This window comes from Neisseria bergeri, from assembly GCA_003044455.1.
Lineage (GTDB): Bacteria > Pseudomonadota > Gammaproteobacteria > Burkholderiales > Neisseriaceae > Neisseria > Neisseria bergeri.
The window spans coordinates 431,647-445,885 of sequence record POWY01000001.1 but is presented as its reverse complement, the minus strand read 5'-3'; the positions used below and the strand labels follow the sequence as shown (position 1 = coordinate 445,885).

23 protein-coding genes are annotated in these 14,239 nt (G+C 53.6%); all 23 read right to left on the bottom strand.

The window, feature by feature from the left end:
* Nucleotides 1-28 precede the first annotated feature (28 nt).
* On the bottom strand, nt 29-1,423 hold the full coding sequence (locus tag DBY86_RS02625; RefSeq protein ID WP_107818792.1) for a phage tail sheath family protein: 1,395 nt from the start codon (nt 1,421-1,423) through the stop codon (nt 29-31).
* A gap of 11 nt (nt 1,424-1,434) precedes the next feature.
* Nucleotides 1,435-1,932 (bottom strand): Gp37 family protein, encoded by a 498-nt coding sequence (locus DBY86_RS02620; protein ID WP_107818791.1) that lies wholly within the window; start codon nt 1,930-1,932, stop codon nt 1,435-1,437.
* Complete coding sequence (locus DBY86_RS02615; protein WP_107818790.1) at nt 1,932-2,357, bottom strand: gp436 family protein; 426 nt, start codon at nt 2,355-2,357, stop codon at nt 1,932-1,934. Before DBY86_RS02615 ends, DBY86_RS02620 begins: the two co-directional genes overlap by 1 nt.
* Before the next feature lie 3 nt (nt 2,358-2,360).
* Nucleotides 2,361-2,642: a hypothetical protein gene (locus DBY86_RS02610; protein WP_107818789.1), complete on the bottom strand. Its 282-nt coding sequence runs from the start codon at nt 2,640-2,642 to the stop codon at nt 2,361-2,363.
* A gap of 2 nt (nt 2,643-2,644) precedes the next feature.
* Nucleotides 2,645-2,983 carry a capsid cement protein gene (locus DBY86_RS02605; RefSeq protein ID WP_107818788.1) on the bottom strand — a complete coding sequence of 113 codons (339 nt, stop codon included), beginning with the start codon at nt 2,981-2,983 and terminating at the stop codon, nt 2,645-2,647.
* Entirely contained in the window at nt 2,984-3,301 is a 318-nt protein-coding gene (locus tag DBY86_RS02600) for a Gp49 family protein (protein WP_234403357.1), read from the bottom strand.
* The gene (locus DBY86_RS02595; protein WP_107818787.1) at nt 3,302-4,240 is read right to left on the bottom strand and encodes a major capsid protein; all 939 of its coding nucleotides are present in this window, start codon (nt 4,238-4,240) and stop codon (nt 3,302-3,304) included.
* Nucleotides 4,241-4,298: 58 nt separating this feature from the next.
* On the bottom strand, nt 4,299-5,423 hold the full coding sequence (locus tag DBY86_RS02590) for a 2-oxoacid:acceptor oxidoreductase (protein WP_107818786.1): 1,125 nt from the start codon (nt 5,421-5,423) through the stop codon (nt 4,299-4,301).
* 135 nt (nt 5,424-5,558) lie between these two features.
* Nucleotides 5,559-5,825, bottom strand: coding sequence for a hypothetical protein (locus DBY86_RS02585; protein ID WP_228777355.1), 267 nt, complete (start codon nt 5,823-5,825; stop codon nt 5,559-5,561).
* Nucleotides 5,826-5,847: 22 nt separating this feature from the next.
* Nucleotides 5,848-6,210, bottom strand: a complete 363-nt coding sequence (locus tag DBY86_RS02580; RefSeq protein ID WP_107818785.1) for a hypothetical protein — start codon at nt 6,208-6,210, stop codon at nt 5,848-5,850.
* A 222-nt stretch (nt 6,211-6,432) separates the two neighbouring features.
* Nucleotides 6,433-6,774 carry a Mor transcription activator family protein gene (locus tag DBY86_RS02575; protein WP_107818784.1) on the bottom strand — a complete coding sequence of 114 codons (342 nt, stop codon included), beginning with the start codon at nt 6,772-6,774 and terminating at the stop codon, nt 6,433-6,435.
* The gene (locus DBY86_RS02570; protein WP_107818783.1) at nt 6,752-7,228 is read right to left on the bottom strand and encodes a regulatory protein GemA; all 477 of its coding nucleotides are present in this window, start codon (nt 7,226-7,228) and stop codon (nt 6,752-6,754) included. The genes DBY86_RS02575 and DBY86_RS02570 overlap by 23 nt, the downstream gene beginning before the upstream one ends.
* 169 nt (nt 7,229-7,397) lie before the next feature.
* Nucleotides 7,398-7,706: an HU family DNA-binding protein gene (locus tag DBY86_RS02565; protein ID WP_159068535.1), complete on the bottom strand. Its 309-nt coding sequence runs from the start codon at nt 7,704-7,706 to the stop codon at nt 7,398-7,400.
* Nucleotides 7,707-7,746: 40 nt separating this feature from the next.
* Nucleotides 7,747-7,923 (bottom strand): hypothetical protein, encoded by a 177-nt coding sequence (locus DBY86_RS02560; RefSeq protein WP_234403356.1) that lies wholly within the window; start codon nt 7,921-7,923, stop codon nt 7,747-7,749.
* 2 nt (nt 7,924-7,925) lie between these two features.
* Nucleotides 7,926-8,537, bottom strand: coding sequence for a DUF3164 family protein (locus DBY86_RS02555; protein ID WP_107818781.1), 612 nt, complete (start codon nt 8,535-8,537; stop codon nt 7,926-7,928).
* Entirely contained in the window at nt 8,534-8,992 is a 459-nt protein-coding gene (locus DBY86_RS02550) for a hypothetical protein (protein ID WP_107818780.1), read from the bottom strand. The genes DBY86_RS02555 and DBY86_RS02550 overlap by 4 nt, the downstream gene beginning before the upstream one ends.
* The gene (locus tag DBY86_RS02545) at nt 8,976-9,476 is read right to left on the bottom strand and encodes a hypothetical protein (RefSeq protein ID WP_107818779.1); all 501 of its coding nucleotides are present in this window, start codon (nt 9,474-9,476) and stop codon (nt 8,976-8,978) included. The genes DBY86_RS02550 and DBY86_RS02545 overlap by 17 nt, the downstream gene beginning before the upstream one ends.
* Nucleotides 9,473-9,808: a hypothetical protein gene (locus DBY86_RS02540; protein ID WP_107818778.1), complete on the bottom strand. Its 336-nt coding sequence runs from the start codon at nt 9,806-9,808 to the stop codon at nt 9,473-9,475. Before DBY86_RS02540 ends, DBY86_RS02545 begins: the two co-directional genes overlap by 4 nt.
* Before the next feature lie 99 nt (nt 9,809-9,907).
* Nucleotides 9,908-10,177, bottom strand: a complete 270-nt coding sequence (locus tag DBY86_RS02535; protein WP_107818777.1) for a hypothetical protein — start codon at nt 10,175-10,177, stop codon at nt 9,908-9,910.
* A gap of 105 nt (nt 10,178-10,282) precedes the next feature.
* Entirely contained in the window at nt 10,283-10,423 is a 141-nt protein-coding gene (locus DBY86_RS12855; protein WP_013448362.1) for a hypothetical protein, read from the bottom strand.
* Between the two features lies 1 nt (nt 10,424).
* Entirely contained in the window at nt 10,425-11,570 is a 1,146-nt protein-coding gene (locus tag DBY86_RS02530; protein WP_107818776.1) for an AAA family ATPase, read from the bottom strand.
* A 24-nt stretch (nt 11,571-11,594) separates the two neighbouring features.
* Nucleotides 11,595-13,361: a DDE-type integrase/transposase/recombinase gene (locus DBY86_RS02525; protein ID WP_199901025.1), complete on the bottom strand. Its 1,767-nt coding sequence runs from the start codon at nt 13,359-13,361 to the stop codon at nt 11,595-11,597.
* Nucleotides 13,354-14,229, bottom strand: a complete 876-nt coding sequence (locus DBY86_RS02520; RefSeq protein WP_061704858.1) for a DUF3102 domain-containing protein — start codon at nt 14,227-14,229, stop codon at nt 13,354-13,356. The genes DBY86_RS02525 and DBY86_RS02520 overlap by 8 nt, the downstream gene beginning before the upstream one ends.
* Between the last annotated feature and the right edge of the window lie 10 nt (nt 14,230-14,239).

Sequence of the window (14,239 nt, the reverse complement as noted above, 5' to 3'; positions counted from 1 at the left end):
CTTGTTTCCTTTCTTTTTTCAGACGGCATTAGGACGCAGAAACCAGATTGGCCAGGTATTTGCGGGTCATCACGCTGGTATTGGTCAGACGCTCGGCAGGCAGCTTGGGCGTGTAGTCGTACACAATCGGCACTTGGCCTTTACTGAACGCATCCGGCAGGTCGTAGTCATAGTCCAAACCGACCGAGAAACCTACGATGGAAGGCAGCGTACCCAAATAGGTGCGTACCGTCTCAATCAAACTGTCGATTAAGGCATCGTCAATCGGACGGTCGACATATTGCAGCTCTGCGCGACGGATGGATTCGTCGATGATGTCGCCGGTGCGTTGTGCCACTTCAAAGTTTTTAATATGCGAAACCGTTGGGAAGCAGGCGAGGCGGTTGCCCCACATACGATAGCCCGTACCATAGCTGTTGAATACAGTCGTAATGCCTTTTTCATTCAGACGGTTGGTTTCGGACTGCGGGTCGTCCGCACGGGCGGTCAGTCCGATTTCCACGCCGGTCACGCCCAAGAGTTCGCGGTTGGAGATGCTGTACCAGTAGCCCTGTTCCACATCGGTTTTCATACGCAGGCCGGCGGCGTGGACAGCGAGGCTTTCCAAGCCCGACAAACCGACGACGTAGGGGTAAAAGAGCTGACAGCGGTCGGACGAAGTTTGGAAATTGATGCTGCCCAACGGACCGCGTCCTTCCAAGGCCTTGCCCAAGCCTGTGCCTTTCGGCGCGGCGGCATAGGCGATGGCTTTCAATTTGCCCGCAATGATTTCCATTGCCGTGCGGACTCCGGCATTGCCGTCATACTCGGGGGCGATGATAATTTTCGCGTCCGCGCCTTGTCGGTTGAAACCTTCGGTCAAGAGTTCCAAACCGGTGCGTTTTCCCGTTGCCGCCACATATGCGCCGATAATGTCGGCTTCGGTCACTTTCGTCGGGTCGGTATAGGTGTAGCTGATTTCCGGGGCGGACGGTTTGGTTTTGAACACAATTTCGCCCGTCAGCGTGTTGATGGTGTAGTGCGTGTTTTCGGTCAGGGGGCTGTTGCCGTCTGAAACTGCGTAGCCGCTTTGCAGGGCAGGCTTGGCGGTTTTGGCTGTCAAGGTGTCAGGATCAACCGCCAATACTTCGTTGCTGACGGTTGTCTTATGTTTGGCAGGGTCGCAAACATTGACAACATAAGCGACACCGCTGCCGTAGCGCGTCCAGATGTGTGCGGCATCCGGCAGGGTAAAGCCCTTGCCGGTCAGCTCGCCGCCGAATCGGGCAAAATCTTTTTTAATTTGACATACCGTCAGCTCATTGACCGCGCCGACTGGCGCAGTGCCGACGATGGCGGTAATTGCGCCGTCAACGGTATAGACGGGATTGGAGCCGCCGTCGATGCGGATGGTCTCCGTGCCGTGATGGTAGGCTGCTGCCATAATGGATACTCCTATTTTTTAGGTTTTAAATCGGGATTGAGGTCTTGGTCGGTTCGGCGATAGCTGGCAGCGACGAAGAGGGAGCGTTTTTCTTCACGGCAAACTTCAACCTGCTGAGTCTCAGTCTGCAAGACAAGCTGATACTGCCATGCACCCGCATCCTCGGCCAAAAACTCCTCGCTGATAAGGTGGCAGGGCCGGCAGTTCGGCGGCGCAAAACCAACCATAGCAAGACGTGTCTCATCTAAAATCGCCAGCGTGCCGTCATCCGCATTAAGGCTGCTGCCGAAAACGGTCAACACCAACCTGACATCGCGCTGCTGTGCAATACGGCCGAGCTGCTCGATTTCGCCAAATTTGCTGCCGCCGTATCCGACCAAGATTGCTCCGACCGGATGGATAAATTGGTATTCGGACGGACGCTCGGGGAAAGCCTCAACGCTGACCCACGGGATAGCGGCCTGCAAATGTTCTACTACCGCATCAATAATCGGACGTGTCGCGCTCATCAGTAGCCTCCTAAATCCATTTTGTCGCGCGCTCGGACGTGATACGCGCCCGGCTCGGGTTGCGACGGCTTGTCCGATGCGGCGATGCCGATGTGGATTTTGCCGTCGCGGATGGCTTCCAGCGTCTTAATGGTTGCGTTGTAGGCAGTTTCCAGCGGTTTCGGAAAGTCGGCGCGGTTGATGCGGCGGCTGTGCAAAAAATGGCGGGCGATGTTGATGCATAAAGGCTGCAACACCGTCGGCGTTTCCGCCAAAGGCAGCACATATCTGCCGCGCAGGTATCCGTCCACCAAATCGCAGGCATAACGCACTGCCGCATCAATGACCTGAGCGTCGGGTTCCGTCCCGCGCGCATTGTCGTTGGTCAATTGCACCAACTCCATTTTGCCCATCGCAGCCGTCAAATCATCCGCGCCGATATACATGGCTTACTCCGCCTCTTCGGCTGCTGCCGGTTTTTTACCGCGTTTCGGCTTTTCAACTTCGCCCGCAGTGCCTGCATCATCTGACGGCGTATCTTCGGACGGCGGGGTGTCATTTTGTTGCGCATCCAGCTCTTCGCCGGTTGTCAGTGTCGGGGTAACGTGTGCCGCGACTGATTCGTACTGCTCCGCCGTCAATTCGACCGCTTCGCCGACCTCGACACGAAATTGGTCGCCTTGTTCGTTTTCCAAAATCAACGGAGTGTTTGCGATATAAACTTTAGCCATGATCAGCCTTTCAAAAATACTTGGATGACTTCGCCCGCCGCTGTCGCCGCAGAGCGCGCCGTACCGGCAACTTTGGCATTACCTGCCGCCTTGACTGCCGCGCCTTGCGCATCGGCTGCTACTTCATCGCCGACGGCAATCGTGCCGCCTGCCTCAACTAAGGCGATACCCAATACATCAACGGCCAACATTTCGCCCGCATCTGCATCCAAAGTAGCAGTACCCAGCACTTTCACACCGGCGGCTGCCTGTTTACCGACAAAATCCACAAAGCGGTTTTTGACCACCTTGCCTGATGTTTTGACCGTGGTTACCAAAACCACTTGCTTCGCTTGTGCCATTTAAGACTCCTTTTGCTGCGCGTCATGCGCATTTTCTTTGATACGGTAGGCTTCCAAGGCCAACAGATTTTGCAACGCGTCCTGATAGGCCAGCTCGCGCCCAGTCTCCGCCACGAACGCCTCGGAATTGAGAGCGGCAGAATGGCCGACGACGACAAACCCAGAATGCAAGATCACCGTACATACGGTTGAAGTCGTTCCTTCGACGCGGTGGTACCGTACCTCGGTAATGCGGGCATTCAAATCTTCATACTTCACAGATAACGTCATTTTTCCCTCCGCAGGCAGCCTGAAGCCTTTCAGACGGCCTTTCAACATCTACGCAACCGCGTTTTCAAACAAGAAACCGCATGCACCGCCGACCACTGCCGCTTTGCGGATGTCGGTATAGCGCGCGTATTCCACCTTGCCGCCAACCTCTTCGTAGCGGTCGACTACCGGCATACCACGACGGCGGAAGGTATAACCGAAGCTCGGCTCACCCTCGTCATTGCCACCGGAAGCTGTATGCGGACGCACAATCAGGCTGGCAAATTTGCCCCAAATATCTTGGGTGGCCTTATTGTCGGCAGGTGTAGATACCGCCTCTCCGACGATGATGTCGTCCAGCTCCAGCAGATTTTTCAGCTGCTCGACCGTGAGCAGGGACTTGCGTTCATTTGCACCCAGTGCGCTGATGAGCTTTTCGTGGCGTTTCAATGCCGACAGCACGCTCGCGCCCACCACTAGTACCGATGGGCGTACACCGCAGCCTGCGCGAACCGTTTCGCGGGCGGTCTCGATGTCTGCCAACGGATCAGAGTTTTTATCGCTCCATTTTTGGGTGGAGGCCAAATCTTTGCTGAAACCTGACTGATAAGCCGATTTGTTTTGCAGGAGGGCGGCAGTTTCGATTTCTTGACGCAGCTGCACGCCCTTGACCGCGCGGCGTGTTGCCTTGGCGCGCTCGTCGTACATCGATTCCGCTTGTTCGCGGTAATCCACACCGGCGGCCAAATCATGTTCTTCCAACACAACCGGCATAAAGTTTGGGGAGTCCAGCGTAATCACATTCGATGCCGCACCGACCGCACGTTCGGTCTGATACTCGACAAACGAACCCTTGCCGAACACCGGCACACGCACGCCTTCTTTTTCAGTAAACACCACTGGGAAGATTTTCTCGGCAATAAAATCCGCCTGCTTGTAGCCCAGTGCGAGATTGGTTAAAACCGGATCAAGCTGGCCGCGCAGGCCGCGCAAATGAGATGCACTCATGTTTTATCCTTTTTTAGGTCAAATGCGACGACGTCGTCGCATTTGACGGGTTGATGATTTAAGCAATAGTACGGCGGGCAGCCTCTTCGTAAGGGATACCTTCCTTCGCCGCCAATGCCAATGCACGTTGGTGATGGTTCAAGGCTTCCGGGTCCGCCGCTTCGGCAAAGTCTGCCGCCAATCCCGACGGCGTTTCACCTTTAGCCATCTCGCCGCCCTGAATCTGCTTAGGCAGGACAGCGGTAAAAAACGCACGCAGCGCGGCAGACAAAGGCTGCTTCTTACTGCCTTCGCCGAAGTCGGCGGTTACGTCGTCAGGGTATTCGGCAAAATCCAAAACCTTGACGACCAAATCCTTGTCGGCAGGTTTCAGACGGCCTTCTTTAACCAAGCCTTCGGCAAATTCGGCATTCTGCTCATGCGCACCATCGCGCAGGGCGGTATGCTGCTCGTCTTTCAGCTTTTTCAATTCCGCCTGCGATTCGGCAGCCTTCTTCTCGGCAGCTTCGCGGGCGGCCTTTTCGGCTGCAAGTTCTTGTTCCAGCGACATAGAGGTCTCCTTGTTTTCATGGGGTTCTTGGGGTGGGGGTGATTCGGTAAATTCGGCAGGCGCATGGGTTTGAGGCACGGCAGCCAATTCTTTAATTGCCTCAATTTGCCAGTCAGGCAGTACTTTATCGGCTTCTTCCAGGCCGAAATGGCCGATAAACCAGTCTCTGAAACGGCTTAATAACGAGGCTGTCTGAAGATGTGCTTCTTCGGCAAACTCGACATAAACTTCGCCTTCGGCAAAACTGACGGGGGTCAAACCCTTGACTGCGGGCGGTTGCGCACCCAAAAAACCGACATGGCGCAGCGTCCACACGCCCGGCTTCGGATTGTTCGGACTGGTTGGCGGGTAAAAACTCGCCGACACTTTTTTATATCGTCCGGCTTTAACCAAATCCGCAAAGCCCTCATCGACTTGGGCAAAGTCCGCTGTCAACACGCCGTTTTGCACACCAAGCGACTTGACCCAGCCGTAGGCGGGCGCATCTGCCTTGGGATGCCCGACCACAATAGGGGCCTCATGCACCTTCGGGTCATATGCTTGGGCAGCGGCGGCAAGGTCGGCCTCGGTAATCGTTACCGTATTGCCGTTTGCATCGGTGCGCGTCCCTGCGCGAAAAATTTCGTAAGACATAAAAAAGCCTCATCAGATGGATGAGGTTATTGTGGCAAATGCCGTCTGAAACGGCTTTTAATCGGGTTTAAAACTTATTTCGGCAGATGTTTGTCGGAGGCAGTAAAAAACCGCCCCGAGGCGGGGCGGTACAGGCTAGATAAGGGAAAATAAAATCTTGAATATGCAGAGATAGGGGAGAACCCACAACCACCGCCGCCGACGGCAGAAGAACCACATAACGAATAATGCCGTACAAAATATCCAAACAAAAAACCTGTCTCCCATAATGAGCGTCCGGACAATCTCTTTGTCCACCGATACCCAATAGGCGGTAAACGGCAGGCAGGACAGGTAGGCATACCATTTGCCGTTCACTGACAATCTGTTCGCAAGCAGTTGGATCAGTTGGATAAATTCCATGATTCTCTCCGGCATATTGAGTTTAAATGCCCATCAAAGCCATTTCGAGGCGGCTTCTCCAGTTCAAAGCCGTTGTAACGATGCAACTGCGGTAACGTTGATTAGCCAGTACAACTTCCACCAATTGCGTAACGGCGGCGTGGGCAGCCTCCCCAATCCGTTCCAATACGTTACCCAACGATTCGGGTCTCTTGGCGTAAAAAGTTTGGAATATTGCATCGGGTACGGTCATACCGATCGAACAGCGTGTAATCGCCGCCAGCATCTCATCACAAATACCGGCAACTTCAGGCGTAATATCGTCCGCATCGGCACGGACGGCACCATTGTACACATTATGGATAAAAACAGCATACAGTTGTTTTTCTTCTGTTGATAAAGACATATAAATTCCTTTCGAGGTCATACTGCCATATCGGCAGCAGGATCATCATGAATCTTTATCCATCCACAATCTTTTAATCGGGGCTAATAAAAACAAATGCGCCAAATTTGCGTTTTTAGCGCGTTTCGGTTTCAGGGTGGGCAAACCCCCGACCGCAAAGAGAAACGCAATATAAAATCGGTCAGGGCTAAACCTGACCGATGTTTTAATTATGCGGTGTACTTACGAAAACAAATCTGCCTGTTTTTTCGCCCGCTCTGCCATTCCAACCTCCTTGACGATGCGGTAAATGTGCTGTACGGTCAGACCGTATTTTCGGGCGAGGCCTGCATGATTCTTACCGTCAAACTCCTTGTAAATTTGCATATCCCGCTCCGATACCCTGCCCAAAAGGTTTTTCGGGAAATAAATCAACTGCCCGCCCCAGTTGCTGGTCAGATGATGGGACAGCTTTTTAGATACTTCGACCGCCTGCTGCCGCTCCATCGGCAATACCGACATCAAGCAGGCGGCCGTCTGGTCTTCCAAGTCCGCCACCAGCTCAGGTACTCTGTTGTCCGCCATTTTCCACCCTCACTTTCCACTTCTTCAGATGTTCGATGACCCGTATTGCGTCATCAGTCCCCAACCATCCATGATAATCTATGCCCGTCATGCGTTTGACAAATCGAGCCAGGCTCAATTCAGACGGGCTTCGCACCGCGCCCAAACGGTGCAGCTCCAACCAAAGCGCGCGTATCTTTTTGACCTGCGCCTCTATCATGCGGTTGGGCATATGCACCGGCAAATCAGGTTTGCCTGATGCCGCCTGCGCCTTAGTGGCAACCACAAAGCCCCGCATCTTCATAGCCCGCACGGCAAGCTCCAGCTCCTCGACCGATAACTTGGTACTGCTCGTCTTGCCGCATGACAGATTGGCGAGCAGCGCGCGGTATTCGCCGTCGTCCATCATCAACTGGGTTTTAGCCACATGGATGAGCCGTATCAACCGCTGTTTTTTCTGAGCACGGGTTTCCATTTCCAGCCTCCTAAGAACCTCAAAAAAGTGAAACATCGTTTCACTTTTTTCAAAAAAATCAATAAATAATGATATTCTATTCGGGATTTTTGCGCAGTGCAACTAAAACGGAAGGACGCAAAAAAGGTCGCCTGAATCTCTTCAGACGACCTTTTAAACATCAGCGGCTTTAACGGTTCACCGCGTCTTTCAAAGCCTTACCTGCACGGAATTTAGGCGTTTTTCGTGCTGCGATGATCAGCGGTTCGCCCGTTTTCGGATTGCGGCCTTTGCGCTCGGCAGATTGGGCGGTGTGGAACGAACCAAAGCCGACCAAGGTAACGTCTTTGCCGTCCTTCAGCGTCTGCGTTACTACGCTGACAAACGCATCGACAAATTCCGCCGCATCGCGTTTGCTCAATTCCGCCTCATCGGCGATGGCTTGGATTAATTCGGATTTATTCACTTTTTGGCTCCTATTTAGGTTTAAATGCGGCAGACCGTGCCGCGCGGTTTATGAATTTATAGTTTCAGACGGCCTAATGTCTACGGATGGGCGGCGTCATCATCTGCGCCGCCTGTATCGTTTTGCTGATTAACACAGCCGTTTGCTGCGCGCCTGTTTTATCCTTTGCATCCGCCGCCGGGAGGTCACCTTTAAACTTAATGTAGGTACCTTCAGGCATATCTTCGATTTCAATAATGATTTTTGCCATGTTCACACCTTCGCCACATCCAAATTCATCAACTGATACTCCCCATCCTCGCCGCGCTGATACACCCGCACAAACGGCTTGCTGATATGCACTTGCAAACTGTCGGAGAGCGCATCCATCGCCCGTTGCCATTTTTCGTCGGTGATTTGCAGGCGGCGCAGGCCGAGTACGCGGGCGGTGCTGATGTTGCCTTCTTTGTCCACCTGGAAGGCCGCGTTAATCAGTGTTTTCAATTCCGTGCGGCTGCCTTCCGTCCATTCGTTGATACATTCATCAATCAAGGCTTTGGCGGCAATCAAACCTTCGTCAAATACCAACGTATCCTGCATGGCAAGGTTGACGCGGTACGCGCCGTCGAAGCTGTGCAGGCTGATATTGCCTTTCTTACCGCCGACATTCACGTCGTAGCGGTCGGCACTCAACTGCACAAACGCGGCAATATCGTCCATCGCCTCGCGTTTGAAAGTGATTAAGTCATCCTGCACCTCGCGCGCTTTGGTAGCAATTTCCAGCACCAGCTCGTCACGCAGTAGGTCGATTTCTTTAATATTGGCCAGCGGCACGAGATTGCCTTTGGCATCCTTTTTGTATTGGCTTACATCTAACTTACTCATTTTGTTTTGCCTTTCTGCCTTTCGGCATTAATCCTTTTACACTCATCCACTGACCGATAGCGTGGCCCGTGTATCCAGTCCCTGTCCATACAGGGCGCGTTTTCCAATCTGCTGACAATCTTTTTCAGTTCGGCGGCCTGCGCCTTGCCGTATTCGGTCGGACGATGCTTCTTTTCCAGCCTCGGCACCATCCTGATTTCGGGCGGAGGCAGGTGTTTGATAAGGTCGGCAGGATTTGGCCACTCTGACGAGGATGCCGCGATATCCCTAAAGGCTGCCTGTATCCTGATCCCGTCATGCTCCGGCTGCCACGACCGGCTGCTTAGTATGCCCAACCAAAGTTCGGCGACTGCCGTCAAATCCGCCGAAGCGGGGCGACCTTTGAGATTTAGGGCGGCGAGCATCATGAAACCCTGCGCGATTGCTTTTTTCAGCCAGCTATTGTTTTCCTCCATTTGACCACTCCATCAAGTCGCCCAACCCGCTCCTCAATTTGGTGCTTGCCACCTCTCTCGTGTGAGATGGTTGGGGAGAGGGCAAAACCGCCGTTCCCGCCGTCTTTTCAGGCGACCAAAACGTAATGTTTTCCAACAAATAACCGTGGCTGGTCAGTGGCGGTGTCAGTTTTCCCGCGTCCCGTGCCTCAAGGCATCGCGTTGCCGCCCAAATCCAAGCCTCGCGCGGGGCCGGGTACGTTTTTCGGTTACGCACGATTTCGCCCTCCCGTATCATCGGCGCAATCTCGCCGACAAGCTTTGAAACTCGGTTAAAACTTAAATCCTTTTCAGCGGGGCGAAACAGCGTCAGATACCGCAATACCGCCTTAAAAAGGTCGTCTGAAATGCCGGTCAGGGCAATCAGTGCTTCGCGGGCATCGTCATGGGCGATTAATACATCCAAGCTCATCACCGCGCCGCAGGTGGGGCAGCGTACTTTCATTGACTTCGCTCCGTCCAAAACTGTTGCGCCCGTGCCGCATCTTTTTGACGCGTATCCGTCGCCGTCCAGTATTTGTTATCTAAAATTTCAGGTGCTTTGGGATACTCGCTGCGGCGTTTGGTTTGTGATTCGTATCCGGCAAACGGTTCGTCCGGTTTTTTGGATTTGGGCGGGGTGTGCCTGCCGCCCTGACTTTGCCAACATTTGGCGCACACCTCAGAACGCACGCGTACACATTTTGTCGCATCAAAACGCCAGGCAAACGCCATTTCTGATTTGCTCTGTCCGCAGACTCTGCATTTTTTCAGCTTGGTGAGAGTTTTTTGGTTCACTTTCCGTCTCCTTTCGTGATGGCTTTTGCGCCGTATTTGGCGCGGATTTCGGCAATAGCGCGTTTTAACGCCAGTTTGCGTATCCGTTTCGGGGGTCGTTTACGGTTCATACACCACCCCCCGCATCTGCTCCTCGTCACTCATGCGTTCATATATGCCTTCAAGCCGTGCCGACTCCTCGTCCGCCGCGCGCCGCATTGCCTCCATCTTGGACGGCTCCGCCGCTTTGAGCGCAGGCTCGGGCGCGCAGGTATGCAGTGCCAACACCGCGACTACCCACCAGATGCCTGTCAGCAGCCCCACCGGAACCCACCGCCAAAACGCCGCACCGCACCAGTCCGGCAGCGCGTGCCTTTTTAAAACTTGCATTTCGCATTTCCTTATAAATCAAACAATTATTAAAATCAAAGGGTAAAAAATATATAGCCGTATCAAGGACTTGTATTTTTCAAACCCAAATCGGACAAACGGTTTTCATCGGTACTGTCCCTTGTCGTATTCGTTTATCTGCACGGGCGGATGCTGTCGGCAGGGTTCCGCCATCACCGCCTGTACCGTAATGACGATGGAGAGCAATACGATGACGACAGCCGGTCCGATTTTGTTTCTTTGCATCTCACACCCCCCGTACCACATCGCCGTCAACGATCTCAAAACCAAGCTCCGCCGCTTGATTCATCGCTGCCGCCACCAAGTTGTTGACCGCCAGTGGATAGAGCAGGCTGTTGGTTTCCAATCCCTTGCTCGTGCGGCTTTTGACTGTCAGACGCTCGGCAACCGCATCAATCGCGCTCTGATCTAAAATCTTCGCCATATCCGCATTGACGCGGGCAAATTTGTGCTTGAGATAGCCTTCGAGCTTGCCGTCGGTCAGCGGCAAAAGCGTAACCACTTCGCAGCGTTGCACCACCTCGCGCACCGCAGGATTGTTTTCGCTGAGCTTTTGCGCCAACTCCGTCTGTCCGATTAAGACGATGCCGAGCAGTCGTTCAAAACCGTTCTTCAGCTCAAAAAAGCGTTTCAGGTGTTTCAGGGTCGGCAGCGGCAGGCCGTGCGCTTCCTCAATCAGAAGCAGGTGTTTGTTGCCGGCTTTCGCGCTTTCCGACAAAGCGCGGTGGATTTGGCGGAAACGTGCTTCCGGGCTGCGTTTCGGGCCGCTCCCGGGCGACACTGCCTCCAAAATGGCCTCGGCAATATGTACCGCCTTAAGCGTTTTGCCTTTTTGGTCGTTGTCTTCCATCGCCAAGACATAAGGCTCGATCAGGATGATTTGTCGACCTTCGCGGTTGATACGGTCTTGCAGGTCTTCTCGCAATGTTGATTTACCCGCACCGCTTTCGCCGACCACCGCCACAAAACCGCCGTGGCAGGCCGTCTGAAACATTGCCTCACGCACATAACGCACATCCGGCGTCATATACACATCATCCGCAGACTGGATTTCGTCGTTAAACGGGTCGCGGAATAAGCTAAAATGTTGTTTTGCCGCTTGGTTTAAAGTTGCTTTTCGTAGTAACATCTCGTTGTCCTTGTCTTCGTAAGTTGCTTGGGCAGGTGCGGCTTCCGGTTCGTTTCTCAGGCACGCCGGGATTTCCGCACCATTCGTTTCAAAAAATTGTTTCAATTTCCTTCGCAGCTCGGCTGCGTTTTTTTTCGGCCATTGCCCGTGATTGACCACCGCCACCAGCATCGGTTTGCTGCATCCGATTTCGGCTGCCGCCGCCGCATAGGATTTGCCGATTTTCTGAAAACTCTGTTTCATCGTGTTTTCCTTTTCGGTTGAAACCTAACCGGTTTTCAAAAGTTTCAGACGGCATCTTGTCCGGATACGTTCAAACGCCTCTTCCAGCCTGCCCTCGGTCACACCTTCCGGGTAGTATTTGAGGATGACCGACACTGCCTGTTTCCAGTCGCCGCCGTCTGCCTCGACGCGGGGTTTTAAGCGTTTGGCGATTTCGACCTTGCTCAATACCTGCTCCGAAACCTCCATCCGGTTGTACGCCATCTGCTGTCCCTGTTTGGGCATAAAGAGCGTATTTCGCGCGGCAAGCGTATCTTCCTGATGCTTGTACGGGTCGATTTCGCCGCCGAATGGGACTGCCTTGCCTTTGCGTTTGGCGGCTGCCGCCTCCAGCGTTTCCGCACCCATCGCCAGCTTGTCCAACTCTTTGCGATGCTGCTGCGCGTCCGTATCGGCAGGAGCTTTGTATTCCGCCCCGATGACTGCCGCATCGGAGCGGAAGCCCATCTCGTCAAACACCACTTCGGGTACGGATACCCAAACCTCATTACCATCTTCGTCATAAGTGGCGACCCGCGCCCCGTTTACCTCCCAAGGATTCTTACCGACCAAAACCTTCTGACCGACCAAAATCCCCTGAATGCCTTTCACGCTATATACCCGTCCGCCGAAGCGGATTTCCAAATCCGCCGAGACTTTCGCCTCTTTCGGCGCGCTGACGGCAAGCTCTCGGCAATATTCCGCAGGCGGCGGCAGGATGAGCTGCCCGGGTTTGATTTTGTTCCACGCCTGATAGCGGGTCATGCCGTGGCGGCTGTGTTTTTGCGTACCGTTGTAGTAACGCATCCAGCGTTCCGATAAAGCATTGAGCCGGTCGATGTCGTGTACCTCGGTAAAGCGCAATCCGCTCTCAAATGCCGTTTCCACAATATCGTTGGCTTTTTCCACTTGCCCTTTGGCACGCGGATTGCCCGGCTTGTTGATTTGCACATGCACATCCAAGGACTTGCACAAATTTTTAAACGCCGCCGAAGTATTCGCACTGCCTGGGTCAAGCATGACCATGCGCGGTACGCCGCGAAACGGGTCTTTTCCAATATCTTTTTTCGCCTGCATCATGTAGATGAAAAAATCACAGAGGTTCGCGCTGGTTTCGCCGCCGAAGTAATAACGCACCGAAATCGTACCGGAGGCATGGTCTGTCCCCGTGTACCGCCAAACGCGGTCGTTTTCGATTTTGACGACGTTTTTCGGCTTGTTTTTATAAAACTCCTCTTCCTTCATCACCCGCAGCCCCGTATCCTTGCCCTGACGCGGCAGGTAATACAAAACGCACAAACTCGGGTCGATTTGCCAACAATGGTTCGGGTGTTCCGATTTCATGCGGCTGACGGGTTCGGGCTGCAAAAGCTGGTCGGGATGCAGCTTGTATTCCCGTAAAGCCCGGGTAATGGTGTTTTCAGAAAGGGGGATGACTTCCCCGGTTTCCCCATCAATCCGCGCCGCCTCGATTTTCCCGTTGGCGCGCAGCATTTCCACCGCCTGCCGCACCGACATCAACCGCTTGCCGTTGCGCCTCATCGCCTCCACCAAAACTGCCGAAATCAATTTGGCTTCTTCCGGTTTAAGCTCCGTCTTGCCCGCATCGCTGCGCCGTTTGCGCGTCGGCTTGACGCTGACCGCCTCCAGCTTGCGGTATAGCGTGGCAAGGCTGATGCCCAATTCCTGCGCCTGCTGCTTAAGATATGCAGAGCGTGCGCCGCGTCCCATTGCTTCCGCCTGATTCTCGACTGCCTTAAGACGCTCAATCATTGCCGGATTCATCGCCTTCTCCCGTTTCACCGCCCAACCATTCCGGCACATTGTCTGTCGGTGCTTCGGTCGGCAGGGCATAGCTTTCGCGCAGTTGCTCGCAGTCCAAAATAATTTGATTGAGCGTGCCGACCATCTTTGCCTGATGGCTGATCCCGTGTGCCTCACTGTGCGCATTAAGTTGGTCGAACAAATCTTTCAGACGGCTCACTTGACTGCGGATACCGACCTCAAGGCTTGTTAACTGCATCGCCAACTCGCTGCCTACGTCTTCCGCCTTCGGCTCTCTTACAACGGTTTGCTTCTTAGCCAGCTTCTCGGCCAGCTCATCAATTTTGGCTGTTTTGATTTTCATCACTTCGTCTTTGGCGGCGAGGTTTTCACGGCTTTCGCGCAGGGCGACGCGCAGCTCTTTCACAGTCATGCGGTCTACGTCATCCAACGTATGTCCGTTAATGTCGCCGCCTTCGGTCAGTTCCACCAAAGTAACGTCATCTTCTACCAATAATTCCAGTAGCTTGGATTTGCCCAAATCCATCAGCTTGGATTGTGCTTTCTGCATTTGCGGTGTGGCGAAGCGTTGTGTTGCCCGCATTAATCGTGCTGTCTCACTCCTGCCTAATCCGAATTGATTTTTTGCAATTTGTTCAAACCGTCCGTGGTCAGTATGTTCTTTTAAGATGATTAAAGCTCGTCCCAACTCAAACATACCTTCCATCGTCTGCCGTACAGCTTGGCGTCCGCGCTCAATCCAAGTGGGTTCGTCATAGGTTTCGCCGTTACCCCATTGCTCCATTACCATCACGCTGTGCGCGGCTTGGTAGTTTTGCACTGCAACCGCATCCATTACTTCAACTTCATTGCTCATTTTGTTTCTC

Bases quoted from the DNA above. Each gene is read 5' to 3' on its own strand.
- DBY86_RS02625 (WP_107818792.1), bottom strand. From the start codon at position 1,423: ATGGCAGCAGCCTACCATCACGGCACGGAGACCATCCGCATCGACGGC.
- DBY86_RS02620 (WP_107818791.1), bottom strand. From the start codon at position 1,932: ATGAGCGCGACACGTCCGATTATTGATGCGGTAGTAGAACATTTGCAG.
- DBY86_RS02615 (WP_107818790.1), bottom strand. From the start codon at position 2,357: ATGTATATCGGCGCGGATGATTTGACGGCTGCGATGGGCAAAATGGAG.
- DBY86_RS02610 (WP_107818789.1), bottom strand. From the start codon at position 2,642: ATGGCTAAAGTTTATATCGCAAACACTCCGTTGATTTTGGAAAACGAA.
- DBY86_RS02605 (WP_107818788.1), bottom strand. From the start codon at position 2,983: ATGGCACAAGCGAAGCAAGTGGTTTTGGTAACCACGGTCAAAACATCA.
- DBY86_RS02600 (WP_234403357.1), bottom strand. From the start codon at position 3,301: ATGTTGAAAGGCCGTCTGAAAGGCTTCAGGCTGCCTGCGGAGGGAAAA.
- DBY86_RS02595 (WP_107818787.1), bottom strand. From the start codon at position 4,240: ATGAGTGCATCTCATTTGCGCGGCCTGCGCGGCCAGCTTGATCCGGTT.
- DBY86_RS02590 (WP_107818786.1), bottom strand. From the start codon at position 5,423: ATGTCTTACGAAATTTTTCGCGCAGGGACGCGCACCGATGCAAACGGC.
- DBY86_RS02585 (WP_228777355.1), bottom strand. From the start codon at position 5,825: ATGGAATTTATCCAACTGATCCAACTGCTTGCGAACAGATTGTCAGTG.
- DBY86_RS02580 (WP_107818785.1), bottom strand. From the start codon at position 6,210: ATGTCTTTATCAACAGAAGAAAAACAACTGTATGCTGTTTTTATCCAT.
- DBY86_RS02575 (WP_107818784.1), bottom strand. From the start codon at position 6,774: ATGGCGGACAACAGAGTACCTGAGCTGGTGGCGGACTTGGAAGACCAG.
- DBY86_RS02570 (WP_107818783.1), bottom strand. From the start codon at position 7,228: ATGGAAACCCGTGCTCAGAAAAAACAGCGGTTGATACGGCTCATCCAT.
- DBY86_RS02560 (WP_234403356.1), bottom strand. From the start codon at position 7,923: ATGGCAAAAATCATTATTGAAATCGAAGATATGCCTGAAGGTACCTAC.
- DBY86_RS02555 (WP_107818781.1), bottom strand. From the start codon at position 8,537: ATGAGTAAGTTAGATGTAAGCCAATACAAAAAGGATGCCAAAGGCAAT.
- DBY86_RS02550 (WP_107818780.1), bottom strand. From the start codon at position 8,992: ATGGAGGAAAACAATAGCTGGCTGAAAAAAGCAATCGCGCAGGGTTTC.
- DBY86_RS02545 (WP_107818779.1), bottom strand. From the start codon at position 9,476: ATGAAAGTACGCTGCCCCACCTGCGGCGCGGTGATGAGCTTGGATGTA.
- DBY86_RS02535 (WP_107818777.1), bottom strand. From the start codon at position 10,177: ATGCAAGTTTTAAAAAGGCACGCGCTGCCGGACTGGTGCGGTGCGGCG.
- DBY86_RS12855 (WP_013448362.1), bottom strand. From the start codon at position 10,423: ATGCAAAGAAACAAAATCGGACCGGCTGTCGTCATCGTATTGCTCTCC.
- DBY86_RS02530 (WP_107818776.1), bottom strand. From the start codon at position 11,570: ATGAAACAGAGTTTTCAGAAAATCGGCAAATCCTATGCGGCGGCGGCA.
- DBY86_RS02525 (WP_199901025.1), bottom strand. From the start codon at position 13,361: ATGATTGAGCGTCTTAAGGCAGTCGAGAATCAGGCGGAAGCAATGGGA.
- DBY86_RS02520 (WP_061704858.1), bottom strand. From the start codon at position 14,229: ATGAGCAATGAAGTTGAAGTAATGGATGCGGTTGCAGTGCAAAACTAC.